Genomic DNA, 15,118 nt, shown 5'->3' on the forward strand with positions numbered 1-15,118 from the left:
CCGACCCCCGCGGTCGGGTGTGTCGCGGACGCGGCACGCGCGTCGCCACACACTTTCGACCCTGGGATGGTGATCGGGGCTCGGTCTCGGACCGGAACCTCGGCATGGTCTCCGGTCCGGCGCACCTGCCAGAAACATGTCTGGGGCGCGCCCCGGCGGCCTCGCCTGAGCAACCTGAATATTGTGCCAGAGATTGACGCCGAAACGCCAATCGGGTGGCTCCGCACGCTGGGAACCGGAACCGTTCCGGAGTCACCGACCCCCGCGTGCAAAGCAGAGGTCCGCGGAGGCTCAGCGTGCGAGCCCTCGCGGACCTCGTGAAATCACTTGAGGATCTTGGTGACCCGGCCGGCGCCGACGGTGCGGCCACCTTCACGGATCGCGAACTTCAGGCCCTCTTCCATGGCGATCGGCTGGATCAGCTCGACCGACATGTCGGTGTTGTCGCCCGGCATGACCATCTCGGTGCCCTCGGGCAGCGTGACGACGCCGGTGACGTCCGTGGTGCGGAAGTAGAACTGCGGCCGGTAGTTCTGGAAGAACGGCGTGTGACGGCCGCCCTCCTCCTTCGACAGGATGTAGACCGACGCGTCGAAGTTGGTGTGCGGGGTCGTGGTGCCCGGCTTGATGACGACCATGCCGCGCTCGACGTCCTCGCGCTTGGTGCCACGAAGCAGCAGACCGACGTTCTCACCGGCCTGGCCCTCGTCGAGCAGCTTGCGGAACATCTCGATACCGGTGACCGTGGTGGTCTGCTTCTCCGGACGGATGCCGATCAGGTCGACAGTCTCGTTGACCTTGACGACACCGCGCTCGATCCGGCCGGTGATGACCGTGCCGCGACCCGTGATGGTGAAGACGTCCTCCACCGGCATCAGGAACGGCTTGTCGATCTCGCGCTCCGGCTGCGGGATGTAGGCGTCGACCGCGTCCATCAGCTCGATGATCGACTCGCCCCACTTGGCGTCACCCTGCAGAGCCGGGTGCGCCGCGACCTTCACGACCGGGGCGTTGTCACCGTCGAACTCCTGCTCGGAGAGCAGCTCGCGGACCTCGAGCTCGACGAGCTCCAGGATCTCCTCGTCGTCGACCATGTCGCACTTGTTCAGGGCGACGACCATCGCCGGCACGCCGACCTGACGGGCGAGCAGCACGTGCTCACGCGTCTGGGGCATCGGGCCGTCGGTGGCGGCGACGACCAGGATCGCGCCGTCCATCTGGGCCGCACCGGTGATCATGTTCTTGATGTAGTCCGCGTGACCCGGGCAGTCGACGTGTGCGTAGTGCCGGGCCTCGGTCTGGTACTCGACGTGCGCGATGGAGATGGTGATACCGCGCTGACGCTCTTCCGGCGCCTTGTCGATCTGATCGAAGGCCGACGCCTCGTTGAGGGTCGGGTACTTGTCGTGCAGCACCTTGGTGATCGCCGCGGTAAGAGTCGTCTTACCGTGGTCGATGTGACCGATGGTGCCGATGTTGACGTGCGGCTTAGTCCGCTCGAACTTCGCCTTAGCCACTGGGGCCCTCCTGGAAAATGTTGACTTACGCCGTACGCCGACGCGCTGTGGGTTGGTTGGTCCGGAGCGAGATTACTCGCCGCGGGCCTTCTTGATGATCTCTTCCGCCACGTTCTTCGGAACCTCGGCGTAGGAATCGAACTGCATCGAGTACGACGCGCGGCCCTGGGTCTTCGACCGCAGGTCCCCGACATACCCGAACATCTCGGACAACGGCACCAGGGCCTTCACAGCCCGGCTGCCACCGGGGCCCTCGTCCATCGACTGGATCTGGCCTCGGCGTGAGTTGAGGTCGCCGATCACTTCACCCATGTAGTCCTCGGGCGTGATGACCTCGACCGCGAACATCGGCTCGAGGATGACCGGAGTCGCCCGGCGGGCGGCGTCCTTGAAGGCCATCGACCCGGCGATCTTGAAGGCGAGCTCGGAGGAGTCGACGTCGTGGTAGGCACCGTCGGTCAGGGTGACCTTGACGTCCACCATCGGGTAGCCGGCCAGTACGCCGAACTCCATCGCTTCCTGAGCACCCTCGTCGACCGACGGGATGTACTCGCGGGGGATGCGTCCACCGGTGACGGCGTTGACGAACTCGTAACCGCCCTCGCCACCGGCCTCGACCGAAGTCGGCTCGATGGTGATGATCACACGCGCGAACTGACCCGAACCACCGGTCTGCTTCTTGTGCGTGTAGTCGACCTTCTCGACCTTCTTCTTGATGGTCTCGCGGTAGGCGACCTGCGGCTTGCCGACGTTGGCCTCGACGCGGAACTCGCGCTTCATCCGGTCGACCAGCACCTCGAGGTGCAGCTCACCCATGCCGGCGATGATCGTCTGGCCGGTGTCCTCGTCGGTCCGGACCTGGAAGGTCGGGTCCTCGTCGGCCAGCCGCTGGATCGCGACGCCCAGCTTCTCCTGGTCGGCCTTCGACTTGGGCTCGATGGCGACCGAGATGACCGGAGCCGGGAACGTCATCGACTCCAGCAGGACCGGCTTGGCCGGGTCGCACAGCGTCTCGCCGGTGGTGGTGTCCTTCAGACCCATCACGGCGACGATGTGGCCGGCGCCGACCGACGCGATCTCCTCACGCTTGTTCGCGTGCATGCGGTAGATCTTGCCGATCCGCTCCTTGCGGCCCTTGGTCGGGTTCAGCACCTGGGTGCCGGTCTCGAGCTTGCCCGAGTAGACCCGGATGAAGGTCAGCTTGCCCAGGTGCGGGTCGGCCGCGATCTTGAAGGCCAGCGCCGAGAAGGGCTCGCTGTCGTCCGGCTTGCGCAGGACGACCTCGCTGCCGTCCTTGATGTCGTGACCCTCGATGTCGGGGACGTCGAGCGGGCTCGGCAGGAAGGCGTTGATCGCGTCGAGCAGGGGCTGGACGCCCTTGTTCTTGAACGCGGTACCGGTCAGCACGGGGGTCAGCTTGGAGGCGATCGTCGCACGGCGGATGCCGGCCATGATCTGCTCCTGGGTCGGCTCCTGGCCTTCCAGGTACATCTCCATGATCTCGTCGTCGGCCTCGGCCAGCGTCTCGATCAGCTTGTCGCGCCACTCGGCGGCGATCTCGGTGTGGGTGGCCGGGATCTCCTCGACGGTGTAGTCCTCACCCATCGTGGTCTCGCCACGCCAGGTCAGCGCGCGCATCCCGATCAGGTCGACGACACCGATGAAGTCGGACTCGGCGCCGATCGGCAGCTGCAGCACCAGCGGCACCGCGGCCAGCCGGTCGACGATCATGTCGACGCAGCGCATGAACTCCGCGCCGGTCCGGTCCAGCTTGTTGACGAAGCAGATCCGCGGTACGCCGTACCGGTCCGCCTGGCGCCACACGGTCTCGGACTGCGGCTCCACACCGGCGACACCGTCGAAAACCGCGACGGCGCCGTCGAGGACGCGCAGCGAGCGCTCCACCTCGACAGTGAAGTCGACGTGCCCGGGGGTGTCGATGATGTTGATGGTGTGGTCTTTCCAGGTGCAGGTCGTCGCGGCGGACGTGATGGTGATGCCGCGCTCCTGCTCCTGCTCCATCCAGTCCATCGTGGCGGCGCCGTCGTGGACCTCACCGATCTTGTAGGTGATACCGGTGTAGAAGAGAATCCGCTCGGTCGTCGTCGTCTTGCCGGCGTCGATGTGGGCCATGATGCCGATGTTGCGCACCATGCCCAGATCGGTGGTGATTTGTACGGCCACCTCGGTGGTCTACCTCTCGCTTCTGTCTAGCTTCAAAAGAGTGAACGCGGGGGCCCGGAACGGGCCCCGGCTCACCAGCGGTAGTGGGCGAAAGCCTTGTTGGCTTCGGCCATCTTGTGCGTGTCCTCGCGGCGCTTCACCGACGCACCGAGACCGTTGGACGCGTCCAGGATCTCGTTCATCAGGCGCTCGGCCATCGTCTTCTCGCGACGGGCCCGGGAGTACGACGTGAGCCAGCGCAGGGCGAGCGTGGTCGAGCGACCGGGCTTGACCTCGATCGGCACCTGGTAGGTGGCACCACCGACGCGGCGGCTCTTCACCTCGATGCTGGGCTTCACGTTGTCCAGGGCGCGCTTGAGCGTGATGACCGGGTCGGTGCCCGTCTTCGTCCGGGTGCCCTCGAGGGCGGTGTAGACGATGCTCTGCGCGATCTGCTTCTTGCCGTCCACCAGGATCTTGGAGATCAACTGGGTGACGAGCGGCGAACTGTAGACCGGGTCGATGATGACCGGCCGCTTCGGGGCGGGACCCTTGCGCGGCATTAGCTCTTCTCCTTCTTCGCGCCGTACCGGCTGCGAGCCTGCTTCCGGTTCTTCACACCCTGGGTGTCGAGCGAACCGCGGATGATCTTGTACCGGACACCCGGGAGGTCCTTCACACGACCGCCACGCACGAGCACGATCGAGTGCTCCTGCAGGTTGTGGCCGACGCCCGGGATGTAGGCGGTGACCTCGATGCCGCTGGTGAGGCGGACACGGGCAACCTTGCGGAGCGCGGAGTTCGGCTTCTTCGGAGTCGTCGTGTAAACGCGCGTGCAAACACCACGACGCTGAGGGGAACCCTTCAGGGCCGGCGTCTTGTTCTTCGACACCTTGTCCTGGCGGCCCTTGCGGACCAGCTGCTGAATGGTGGGCACCGCGTAGGTCTCTTTCTGTCGTCCGGTCGGTTGCTGCGCGCCTGACCCCCGCGGTCGGGTGTGTCGCGTGGGCACAGGCACGCCGGAGTCATAAACTTTCTGACTGTCGGAGCAAGTCCCGTGCCACGCGCGCTGTCCCGGAATACGAGGGGCACGCATGACGGCCCAGGATGACCCGGGCACGATCGTTAAGACTAGCGGCTGCCTCTAGCACGGTCAAAACAGAACACCGAGCGCTGCAGAGGCGCAGCCGCACTGCCAGTCTACCCGACGCGCGACGGCACTCTCGACGCGGCCATAACCAGGCGAAATGTCTGATCGCGGTAAAAGTCCGGCCGGACCGGACCGCGGCGCCGGACTTTGCGGCATAGTCACGCCCGTCAGGTGTAACGACCTGATAACGGGGAGCTTGTCGTAGCCACCGCCCGCGCCTGGAGAACCCCCTCGTGGAACACGGTCCCGTCCCCCCGAACCGTCCCCGCCTCACCGCGGACACCCAGCCGCCGCCGGGTCCTTCCGCCCCAAGGACCCTGTCGCCGGTGGCTCGCCGGGCGGCCATCGGTGCCGTCGCAGGCACCCTGGCCGCCGGCGGGCTGGCAGCCGAGATCCTGAGCCGCCCGGACACTCTCCGGAACCGTGTTCTGGCCGCCGAGACCCCGAAGGACCCAGCCAGTACTACGGCCGGCCGGGCCCGCGTCGCCCAGCAGCCGAGTCTCGCGACCGTCGACGAGGACCGCGACTCCAGCTTCGTCGCCGGCAAGGGCTCGAAGAAGCCCAAGGTGACCGGCAAGCCACAGGAGTACGCCGGCTATGCGGCCGCTGCCAAAGCGGGTCGCACCTCCCCCGGCGTGCTGATCAGCAAGGGCGGGCCGCTGACCGACGCCCAGGCCCGCCGGCATCTGCTGAACCGGGCGACCTTCGGCCCGCGCCCTGCCGACGTACGCGAGCTGGAGCGGCTGGGGATCGACAAGTGGCTGGCGGCGCAACTGTCGCCGGTCGCCAAGGATCCGGCCGGTGACCAGGCCTGGCGCGCTCTCGCCCTGGCCGGTGCCGATCCGGCCACCATTCGGCGGTCGATCGACGAGTACTCCTGGGAGGCGATGTTCCACACCGGGATAGCGACCCTGGGCCGCCAGATGTTCGGCAGCCGGCAGCTCTTCGAGGTGGTGGTGGACGTCTTCGCCAACCACCTGCACGTGGCGACGCCGTCGGACCGGGGCTGGGACGTCGCGCCGCAGTACGCGGTGGCGGTGATCCGGCGGCACGCGTTCGGCCGGTACAGCGACATGCTGAAGGCCGCGATGCGGCATCCGGCGATGCTGCGCTATCTGGACAACGACGCCTCGACCCGCGACAGCGTCAACGAGAACCTCGGGCGTGAGCTGCTGGAGCTGCACACCGTTGGAGTGTCCTCGGGGTATACGGAGAAGGACGTGCGGGCTAGTGCCTACGTACTGAGCGGCCGCGGCGCTACCAAGGAAGGCGCCTTCGAGTACGTCGCTGACAAGCACCGCACTGGCAGGGTGAAGGTGCTCGACTGGTCTGCGGCCAACAGCTCGGCCAAGGGCGGTCTGGCCACCGGCGACCGCTATCTCGACTACCTGGCCACACACCCGGCGACTGCGCGGACCATCGCGCGCAAGCTCGTCGTACGGTTCGTCGACGACTCTCCCCCGGCCGAGCTGGTCAACCGGCTGGCGCAGATCTACCTGCGCAACAACACCGCCATCCTGCCGATGCTGACTGCGCTGTTCCGCAGCAGTGAGTTCTGGAACTCCCTTGGCAGCAAGACGAAACGGCCGCTGGAAGATGTGGTGAGCAGTGCCCGCGCACTCGACCTGCCGTTCGGGCCGACCACCGCCAAAGGGTTGGAGGCCGTCTACTGGCAGCTGACGAACCTGGGCCATGCACCACTGGCCTGGCCCTCCCCCAACGGCTACCCGGACGTCGCACCGGCCTGGGCGTCCGCGGGACAGCTGCTGGAGCGCTGGTCCATGCACCGCGCACTGTCGCACGGCTGGTGGGAGGGGCTGAAGCAGGAGAAGCTGCCGACCGCGCTGCGCCCTCGTAAGGGTGACACCTACCGGGAGTGGTTCGACCGGCTGGGAGAGCGGCTGATTGGCCAGCGCCCGGATACCCGGCAGCGCACGGCCCTGTCGACGTTTGTTCAGGCCAAGCTCACCTCCCGGGTCGACCAGGGGCGGATGGAGTGGCAGGCGGGACATGTGATCGCGCTGGTTCTCGACTCCCCGCAGTTCCTGGTCCGTTGAAGGAGCACCGACTCATGGAAGACACACTCGCCTCGCTGCACCCCGACTGCCCGGACTGGCGACGGCTCGGCCCGACACCGGCAGACGCCGTACTGCGAGCACAGGCTGCGGCTGTCACGTCCGATGCGACAGACAGACAAGAGCAGTGGAGCAAGGGCTTCACTCGGCGTCGCCTGCTGGCCGGGGGACTTGGTGTCGGGGTTGCCGCGACGCAACTGGTGACCACGCGCGTCTCGTGGGCGGCGCCCAACGTCGATCCCGGCGGCACCTTGGTCGTGGTGTTCCTGCGAGGTGGCATGGACGGGTTGTCGGTACTGGTGCCGGCCGATGATCCCGAGCTGCTCAAGGCGCGGCCAGGGATCGCAGTACGGGCCGCTTCTCTGCTCAACGTGCAGCGTGGCTTCGGGATGCATCCCGCGATGGCGCCGCTGCTGCCACTCATGACGGCGGGACGGCTGGCCGCAGTACCGGCTGTGTCGACACCAGACCTGACACGTAGCCACTTCCAGGCCCAGGACTGCCTGGAACGCGGTGGTGCGGCCCGATCGCCCGTGCAGTCCGGCTGGCTCGACAGAGTCCTCCAGGAGCTAGGACCCGGTACTACGTTCCGGGGGCTGGGGATCGGCGCCCGGATGAGCCGGGCGTTGCTGGGGAACTCCGACCCGGTCATGTTGACCTCACTGAAGGACTTCACCGTCAAGGGCATCGACGGGGTCGCGCCACAGACACTGGCGGCTCTGGAGACGCTCTACACCGGGATCGACCACCCACTGGGTGCGCAGGGGCTGGATGCCTTGCAGGCGGCGGCTTCGGCGCAGAGCTACGCCAAGCAGCAGCAGAAGCCGGCCAAGGAGCGCGGCTACCCGGATGGGGACTTCGGTGCGGCCCTAGCGACGCTTGCGCAGCTGATCAAGGCGAAGGCCGGCGTACGAGTGGCCACTGTCGACCTGGGTGGCTGGGACATGCACACAGACCTCGGCACGGTCGACGGCGGCGACATGACCAACTCGCTGAAGACAGTGGCGGGCGCACTGGCCGCCTTCGCCGCTGAGCTGGGGCCCGACCTGGACAAGACCACGGTGGTCACCATGAGCGAGTTCGGCCGACGGGTCGGGCAGAACGCCAACAGCGGTACGGACCATGGGCACGGTGGGGTCGCCCTGGTGCTCGGTGGCGGCGTCAAGGGTGGTGTGCACGGGCGCTGGGAGGGGTTGGCGCCCGGCGTACTGGATCAGGGCGATGTGCCCGGCACCAACGACTACCGCGACCTGTTGTCGGAGGTAGTGATGGGCCGGCTCGGGCTCAGTGCAGCTCAGGCGGCCAAGGTCTTCCCGGGCTGGAAGCCGTCGCCCCTCGGCGTCATGGCGTGACCTTGCCGGTCAGGAGGCCTGCGGCTGCATGCGGGTCGCCCTCGACGGTCAGGCGGTCCGCAGGGAGGCGTCGCCACAAGGCCAGCAGGAGGTCTTGCGCGGTACCGAAGACTACTGCGGCGCCTTGCGCCTCGCCGCGATGGAACTGCGGTGGCTGGCCTTCGGTGGTGGGGGTCAGCGTCCACTCGTCGCCGGTGTCGACGGCCCGTACGCCGACTGGGGCGTCGACCGCGGCTGGGAAGCCGCGCTGCAGCATGCGGGGCAGGAAGACGCCGAACACCTCGTCCACTCCGTCGGCCGCGACGGCCGGCGGGATGCCGGGGTCTGCCTCGGGTGCCGTGGCCTGCCGGGCATCGACGAGGTGGACGACTGTTTCGTGCAGGCGCCGCCGGACCCAGAAGCCGGCGTACTGGTCGACCGGAGCGAAGTTCCAGCAGGGCTCGTCGGGATCGACCGCTTTGATCGCAGCGATCAGGGCGGCCGACGTCCCGGCGTACCAGTCGGACCAGGAGGCCGTGCCGCGGAGCACCTTCGGCTCGCGCTGGGCGGTGCCGCTGAGCAGGATCGAAGCGGCCCAGCGCTGACCGGTGCCGACATGCAGGGCGAGGTCGGCGATGGTCCAGCCCGGGCAGTTCGGCACCGCGGCCGCTGGATCGGTGGCCGCGAAGGCCTCCGCCAGCTCGGCCGCGACGCGCTCGAACTGCTCGAGATGATCGAGACCGTCAGGCAAGGAACCGGACCTCGGTGATCAGCCCCTCTTGCACGTGGTACAGCGTGATCGTCGGAGTCGGACCCTGGTCGGAGCCATGGGTGATCGACTGCTCGACCACCCAGTCACCGACCAGCATCCGCTGGATCAGCTCGCTCTTGCACTGCCCCGCCTCGAACTGCGGCCGGTAGTACTCACGCAATGACCGCCTCCCCCGCATCACCGTGCCATCCGGAAGCTGGAGCTGCGCGGTCGGCGAGTACATCGCCAGAAACGCCTCCAGATCATGCGCGTCGTACGCCACATGCTCCCGCCCCACAACCCGAGAAGCAGCAGTCTCCACAGGCAAACTCACCGCAGCCGTAGCACCCGAAGCCTGCCGGCCGGCGGGCCCGGCAGCCTCCTCGCCCACGTCCACTGCGCCGGCAGCGCCGGCCGTGGAAGCCGAGGCGCCGGCGCTGGTCGCCCCGGACAATGCGGCCGCGCCGGCAGCGCCGGTTCCAGCGTCCGCCGTGCGGGTCGCAGTAGCTGAGGCGGCTGAGCCGCTCGCGCTGGTTGCAGCGTCCGCAACGCCCGTCGCCGTGGTCGACGCGGCTGCGCCGCTGGTGCCCGCTGGGCGGGTGGTGGTGGCTGTGCTGCTTGCGGCGGACTGGCTTGCCGGCTCGCCGGAGGTTGTCGCCGGGGTGTCTGCGGGGGCTCGGGTGGCGCCTGTGCGCGGGGTGGCGGTTCGGGTGGTTCCGGCGGCGCGGGGGGTGGGGGCTGGGACCAGGCCCACTTTGGTGGCTTGGGGTGCTGGGATGGTGGTGCTGGGGATGGGGAGCTGGCTGGTGGGGTCTTCGCCCAGGTGGGCGATGGCCCAGTCGAGGGCCTTGGTCACCGCGGCGCGGGACTCTTCGCTGTGGTCGAGCATGTCGAAGCCGTGTTGCCCTTTCGGTACGTCGATGATGTCCAGCGCGGCGCCACCGGCGGAGACGAACTCCGCCACCGGTCGGGCGAGCTCTTCGCGCTCGCGGCCGACTCTCGTGAGCAGCACCGGCAGGTCCTTGTGTTTGCCGATCACTTCGGCGGCGGAAACCAGTTCGTCGACACCGGGCGGAGTGGCGAGTAGGGGGTAGGTCAGGGCGACGGCGCGGAGCCAGTCGGGGCGGCTGTCCAACCACTCCCCCGCCAGCAGGCCGGCACCGGAGAAGAACCACAGCACCACGCGGCTCGGATCGACCTGGGGATCCGCGCGCAGCAGGCCGACAGCGGCCTCCACGTCGTCCGCGGCGGCGGTCAGTTGGTCGAGTCCGCGGATCAGGCTGTGGTCGACGGTGACGGCCACCTGACCGCGTTCAGCGATGGCTGCGGCGTACCCCTGGTAGACGGGCCAGTCCCTCGGCTGCACCTCGAGATCAGCCGGCCCAGGACCCCCGTGGACCAACAGGATCGCGCCGGTCCGGGCCGCGCCTGTAGGCCGATAGAAGTCGACCTGGCCGACCCGGTCCACGCGGCGCTCCGCACCCTGCTCGACGTCCAGCACGAACGGTTGCAGGTAGGCCGGGAGGTCCGTCATACGCGTCATCTTCGCGCATCCCGCCGACACTTCCACGCCGACCCCTCGCAACACTCCGCAGCCACCCGAACACAGCCGACCGCTAGTCACACCAGCAACACCGGCAACCCCTGCAACTACGTCGATCCAGCCCCCTCCCCCCCTGGTTGCCAAGAGCAACGAGCCCTCCAAAGCCCCCGATGAGAGACCACAATCAGCTTTCCCGAGCGGCCACGATCAGCTCGCGCCGGGGAGCCGCGCTCAGCTCGCGCGGACAGCCGCGATCGAACCGGCCAGGAGCTCGGTGAGTACGTCGCGATCAGCGTCGGCGAGCCGCTTGAGGTGGAGGCAGGAGACGGTGTGCTTGTGCGGTCCCAGCCGCGCCAGCAACTCGGCGTACCGGTCGAAGCCCTCGGTCAGATAGAGCGTCAGCGAGGTCTTGCGGGGTGAGAAGCCGATCTCGAACCAGTCGAGCTCCCGGCCGCTCGGGTAGACCAGGTGGCGCTCGCCGAACCCGATGATCGCGTCGCCCCAGAGGGCGGGCCGGCAGCCGGCCAGCTCCGTCAGCAGCGTGGTCAGCTCCCGCGCATCGGACTGGCGCGGTTCGGGAACCGTGGCGAGGAAGTCCTCGACGGAGGCGTCGGTCCGGGTGGTCTTGTTCTCGGCCATCTGGTCATCGTGCCCCCAACGCCGCGAGGGCGGCACCCCCTGGTGGGGGTGCCGCCCTCGGCAGGTACTGCGGGACTTCAGTTCTGGTACGAGCCCAGGTCGAAGTCGTCGAGCGGGACCGACTGCCCGGCGGACGGGCCGAAGTCGTAGTCGTACGACTCGTAGCCGACCATCGAGTACATCGCGGCCTTCGCCTCCTCGGTGGGCTCCACCCGGATGTTGCGGTAACGGTCCATACCGGTACCGGCCGGGATCAGCTTTCCGATGATGACGTTCTCCTTCAGACCGACCAGCGAGTCGGACTTGCCGTGGATCGCGGCCTCGGTCAGGACCCGGGTCGTCTCCTGGAAGGAGGCGGCCGACAGCCACGACTCGGTCGCGAGCGACGCCTTGGTGATACCCATCAGCACCGGACGACCCGAGGCCGGCGTACCGCCCTCGGCCACGACGCGACGGTTCTCGGCCTCGAACATCAGCCGGTCCGCCAGCTCACCCGGCAGCAGGTTCGCCTCGCCGGACTCGATCACCGTGACCCGGCGCAGCATCTGCCGGACGATGATCTCGATGTGCTTGTCGTGGATGGCCACACCCTGCGACCGGTACACCTCCTGGACCTCGTCCACCAGGTGCTCCTGCGCCTTGCGGATGCCCAGGATCCGCAGAACCTCCTGCGGGTCCGGCGTACCCTGTGTCAGCTGCTGACCGACCTCGACGTGCTGACCGTCCTCGATCAGCAACCGGCCACGCTTCGACACCGGGTAGGCGACCTCCTCGGAACCGTCGTCCGGGGTGAGCACCAGCTTCCGGGTCTTGTCGGTGTCCTCGATCGCGATCCGGCCGGCCGCCTCGGCGATCGGCGCCTTGCCCTTGGGCTGACGGGCCTCGAAGAGCTCGACGACACGCGGCAGACCGTGGGTGATGTCATCACCCGCGACACCACCGGTGTGGAAGGTCCGCATCGTCAGCTGCGTACCCGGCTCACCGATGGACTGCGCCGCGATGATGCCGACGGCCTCACCGATGTCGACCGGCTTGCCGGTCGCCAGCGAACGGCCGTAGCACTTCGCGCAGGTACCGGTCTTGGCGTCACAGGTCAGCACGGAGCGGACCTTGACCTCCTCGACCCCGGCCTCGACCAGCTTGGCGATCGAGACGTCGCCCAGGTCGCTGCCGGCCGTCAGTACGACGGTGCCGTCCGCACCCGAGACGTCGGTGGCCAGCGTCCGTGCGTAGGCGCTGGTCTCCACGTTCTCGGCGTGCACGACCTTGCCGTCCGGACCCTTCTCGCCGATCTTCTTCGGCAGGCCGCGCTCGGTACCGCAGTCCTCCTCGCGGATGATGACGTCCTGCGACACGTCCACCAGACGACGGGTCAGGTACCCCGAGTCGGCGGTCCGCAGCGCGGTGTCGGCAAGACCCTTACGAGCACCGTGGGTGGCGATGAAGTACTCGACCACCGACAGGCCCTCGCGGAAGTTGGACTTGATCGGCCGGGCGATGATCTCGCCCTTCGGGTTGGCCACCAGACCACGCATACCGGCGATCTGCCGGATCTGCATCATGTTGCCTCGGGCACCCGAGTGGACCATCATCCAGATCGGGTTGGCCTTGGCGAAGTTCTCCTCCATGGCCTTACCGACCTCGGCGTTCGCGCCGGTCCAGATCTCGATCAGTTCCTGCCGCCGCTCGGACGAGGTGATCAGACCCCGCTCGAACTGCTTCTGGACCTTCTCGGCCTGCGACTCGTAGCGAGCCATGATCTCGGGCTTGCTCGGCGGCGTGCTGAAGTCGTCGATCGACACCGTGACACCGGAACGGGTGGCCCAGCGGAAACCGAGGTCCTTCAGCGCGTCCAGGCAGTTCGCCACCTGGACCTTGGAGTAGCGCTCGGCCAGATCGTTGACGATCGAGCCCAGCTGCTTCTTGCCGACCTCGGTGTCCACGAAGGTGTAGTCGCTCGGCAGCGCCTCGTTGAACAGGGCGCGACCCAGCGTGGTCTCCAGGGAGAACCCACCGTTCGGGCGCTCGGCCGCTCCGGCCGGCGCGCCGGCCTCGGACAGCCGCAGCGTGATCTTCGCCTGCAGCGACAGCTCGCCGCGGTCGAAGGCCATCAGCGCCTCGGCCAGCGAGCTGAACGCGCGACCCTCACCGAGGGCGCCTTCCTTCAGCATGGTCAGGAAGTAGATGCCGATGATCATGTCCTGGGTCGGCATCGTGACCGGACGGCCGTCAGCAGGCTTCAGGATGTTGTTCGTCGACAGCATCAGGATCCGGGCCTCGGCCTGCGCCTCGGCCGACAGCGGCAGGTGCACCGCCATCTGGTCACCGTCGAAGTCCGCGTTGAACGCGGAGCAGACGAGCGGGTGGATCTGGATCGCCTTGCCCTCGATCAGTTGCGGCTCGAACGCCTGGATACCCAGTCGGTGCAGGGTAGGCGCGCGGTTCAGCAGCACGGGGTGCTCGGTGATGACCTCTTCCAGCACGTCCCAGACCTGGGCGCGCTGACGCTCGACCATCCGCTTGGCGGACTTGATGTTCTGCGCGTGGTTGAGGTCGACCAGCCGCTTCATCACGAACGGCTTGAAGAGCTCCAGTGCCATCGCCTTCGGCAGACCACACTGGTGCAGCTTCAGCTGCGGGCCGACCACGATGACGGAGCGGCCCGAGTAGTCGACGCGCTTGCCGAGCAGGTTCTGACGGAACCGGCCCTGCTTGCCCTTGAGCATGTCGGACAGCGACTTCAGCGGCCGGTTGCCCGGGCCGGTGACCGGACGGCCACGACGGCCGTTGTCGAACAGTGCGTCGACGGCCTCCTGCAGCATCCGCTTCTCGTTGTTGACGATGATCTCCGGCGCACCCAGGTCGAGCAGGCGCTTGAGCCGGTTGTTGCGGTTGATCACCCGGCGGTACAGGTCGTTCAGGTCGGAGGTGGCGAACCGGCCACCGTCGAGCTGGACCATCGGCCGCAGGTCCGGCGGGATGACCGGGACGCAGTCCAGGACCATACCCATCGGGCTGTTGTTGGTGGCCAGGAACGCGGTGACGACCTTGAGCCGCTTCAGTGCCCGCGTCTTGCGCTGGCCCTTACCGGTCTTGATCGTCTCGCGCAGGCTGGCTGCCTCGGCCTTGAGGTCGAAGGTCTCCAGGCGCCGCTGGATCGCGGCGGCACCCATCGCGCCCTCGAAGTACTTGCCGAACCGCTCCTTCATGGCGCGGTACAGGATCTCGTCGCCCTCCAGGTCCTGGACCTTGAGGTTCTTGAACCTGCTCCACACCTCGTCGAGGCGGTCGATCTCGCGCTGCGCACGGTCGCGCAGCTGCTTGACCTCACGCTCGGCGCCTTCCTTCACCTTGCGGCGAACGTCGGCCTTCGCGCCCTCGGCCTCGAGCTGGGCGAGGTCCTCCTCGAGCTTCTTCAGCCGCGCCTCGATGTCGTTGTCACGCCGGCTCTCGAGCTGCTTGCGCTCGACATCGGTCCGGCCCTCCAACGACGAGAGGTCGCGGTGCCGCGCCTCGTCGTCGACGTCGGTGATCATGTACGCCGCGAAGTAGATGACCTTCTCCAGGTCCTTCGGGGCGAGGTCGAGCAGGTAGCCGAGTCGCGACGGGACACCCTTGAAGTACCAGATGTGGGTGACCGGCGCGGCCAGCTCGATGTGGCCCATCCGCTCGCGGCGCACCTTGGAGCGGGTGACCTCGACGCCACACCGCTCGCAGATGATGCCCTTGAAGCGAACGCGCTTGTACTTACCGCAGTAGCACTCCCAGTCCCGGGTGGGACCGAAGATCTTCTCGCAGAACAGACCGTCACGCTCAGGCTTGAGCGTCCGGTAGTTGATCGTCTCGGGCTTCTTGACCTCGCCGTGCGACCACTGGCGGATTTCATCCGCGGTCGCCAGGCCGATCCGAAGCTCGTCGAAGAAGTTCACGTCGAGCACGATGTGTTATC

The 15,118-nt window shown here is 67.7% G+C and carries 10 protein-coding genes; 2 read left to right on the top strand and 8 right to left on the bottom strand.

Going from position 1 to position 15,118, the window contains the following annotated elements; all coding sequences use genetic code 11:
- Positions 1 to 323: 323 nt before the first annotated feature.
- From tuf to rpsL, 4 genes are all read right to left on the bottom strand, one after another.
- Positions 324 to 1,517, bottom strand: coding sequence for an elongation factor Tu (tuf, locus tag AB0F51_RS11935; RefSeq protein ID WP_360277934.1), 1,194 nt, complete (start codon positions 1,515 to 1,517; stop codon positions 324 to 326).
- A gap of 72 nt (positions 1,518 to 1,589) precedes the next feature.
- Positions 1,590 to 3,701, bottom strand: a complete 2,112-nt coding sequence (fusA, locus tag AB0F51_RS11940; protein WP_360277937.1) for an elongation factor G — start codon at positions 3,699 to 3,701, stop codon at positions 1,590 to 1,592.
- Between the two features lie 71 nt (positions 3,702 to 3,772).
- Positions 3,773 to 4,243, bottom strand: coding sequence for a 30S ribosomal protein S7 (gene rpsG / locus AB0F51_RS11945; protein WP_012923691.1), 471 nt, complete (start codon positions 4,241 to 4,243; stop codon positions 3,773 to 3,775).
- Entirely contained in the window at positions 4,243 to 4,617 is a 375-nt protein-coding gene (gene rpsL / locus AB0F51_RS11950; RefSeq protein ID WP_012923692.1) for a 30S ribosomal protein S12, read from the bottom strand. The genes rpsG and rpsL overlap by 1 nt, the downstream gene beginning before the upstream one ends.
- 539 nt (positions 4,618 to 5,156) lie before the next feature.
- Here rpsL and AB0F51_RS11955 point away from each other — a divergent pair.
- A complete protein-coding gene (locus AB0F51_RS11955) occupies positions 5,157 to 6,887 on the top strand; it encodes a DUF1800 domain-containing protein (protein ID WP_360277940.1) in 1,731 nt (576 codons plus the stop codon).
- A gap of 14 nt (positions 6,888 to 6,901) precedes the next feature.
- Positions 6,902 to 8,257, top strand: a complete 1,356-nt coding sequence (locus tag AB0F51_RS11960) for a DUF1501 domain-containing protein (protein WP_360277943.1) — start codon at positions 6,902 to 6,904, stop codon at positions 8,255 to 8,257.
- On the opposite strand, the gene AB0F51_RS11965 is transcribed toward AB0F51_RS11960, so the two are convergent.
- The 4 genes from AB0F51_RS11965 to AB0F51_RS11980 all read right to left on the bottom strand — a co-directional run bounded on the left by AB0F51_RS11965 (position 8,247) and on the right by AB0F51_RS11980 (position 15,107).
- The gene (locus AB0F51_RS11965) at positions 8,247 to 8,987 is read right to left on the bottom strand and encodes a maleylpyruvate isomerase family mycothiol-dependent enzyme (protein WP_360277952.1); all 741 of its coding nucleotides are present in this window, start codon (positions 8,985 to 8,987) and stop codon (positions 8,247 to 8,249) included. The genes AB0F51_RS11960 and AB0F51_RS11965 overlap by 11 nt on opposite strands.
- The gene (locus tag AB0F51_RS11970; protein WP_360277955.1) at positions 8,980 to 10,530 is read right to left on the bottom strand and encodes a nuclear transport factor 2 family protein; all 1,551 of its coding nucleotides are present in this window, start codon (positions 10,528 to 10,530) and stop codon (positions 8,980 to 8,982) included. The genes AB0F51_RS11965 and AB0F51_RS11970 overlap by 8 nt, the downstream gene beginning before the upstream one ends.
- A 231-nt stretch (positions 10,531 to 10,761) precedes the next feature.
- Complete coding sequence (locus AB0F51_RS11975; protein WP_360277958.1) at positions 10,762 to 11,169, bottom strand: DUF1801 domain-containing protein; 408 nt, start codon at positions 11,167 to 11,169, stop codon at positions 10,762 to 10,764.
- Positions 11,170 to 11,246: 77 nt separating this feature from the next.
- Complete coding sequence (locus tag AB0F51_RS11980) at positions 11,247 to 15,107, bottom strand: DNA-directed RNA polymerase subunit beta' (RefSeq protein WP_360277961.1); 3,861 nt, start codon at positions 15,105 to 15,107, stop codon at positions 11,247 to 11,249.
- Positions 15,108 to 15,118 lie beyond the last annotated feature (11 nt).

The sequence above is a fragment of the Kribbella sp. NPDC023855 genome (assembly GCF_040639475.1).
In the GTDB taxonomy this organism is placed as follows: Bacteria; Actinomycetota; Actinomycetes; order Propionibacteriales; family Kribbellaceae; genus Kribbella.

Bases quoted from the DNA above. Each gene is read 5' to 3' on its own strand.
- AB0F51_RS11960 (WP_360277943.1), top strand. From the start codon at position 6,902: ATGGAAGACACACTCGCCTCGCTGCACCCCGACTGCCCGGACTGGCGA.
- rpsG (WP_012923691.1), bottom strand. From the start codon at position 4,243: ATGCCGCGCAAGGGTCCCGCCCCGAAGCGGCCGGTCATCATCGACCCG.
- AB0F51_RS11970 (WP_360277955.1), bottom strand. From the start codon at position 10,530: ATGACGCGTATGACGGACCTCCCGGCCTACCTGCAACCGTTCGTGCTG.
- AB0F51_RS11975 (WP_360277958.1), bottom strand. From the start codon at position 11,169: ATGGCCGAGAACAAGACCACCCGGACCGACGCCTCCGTCGAGGACTTC.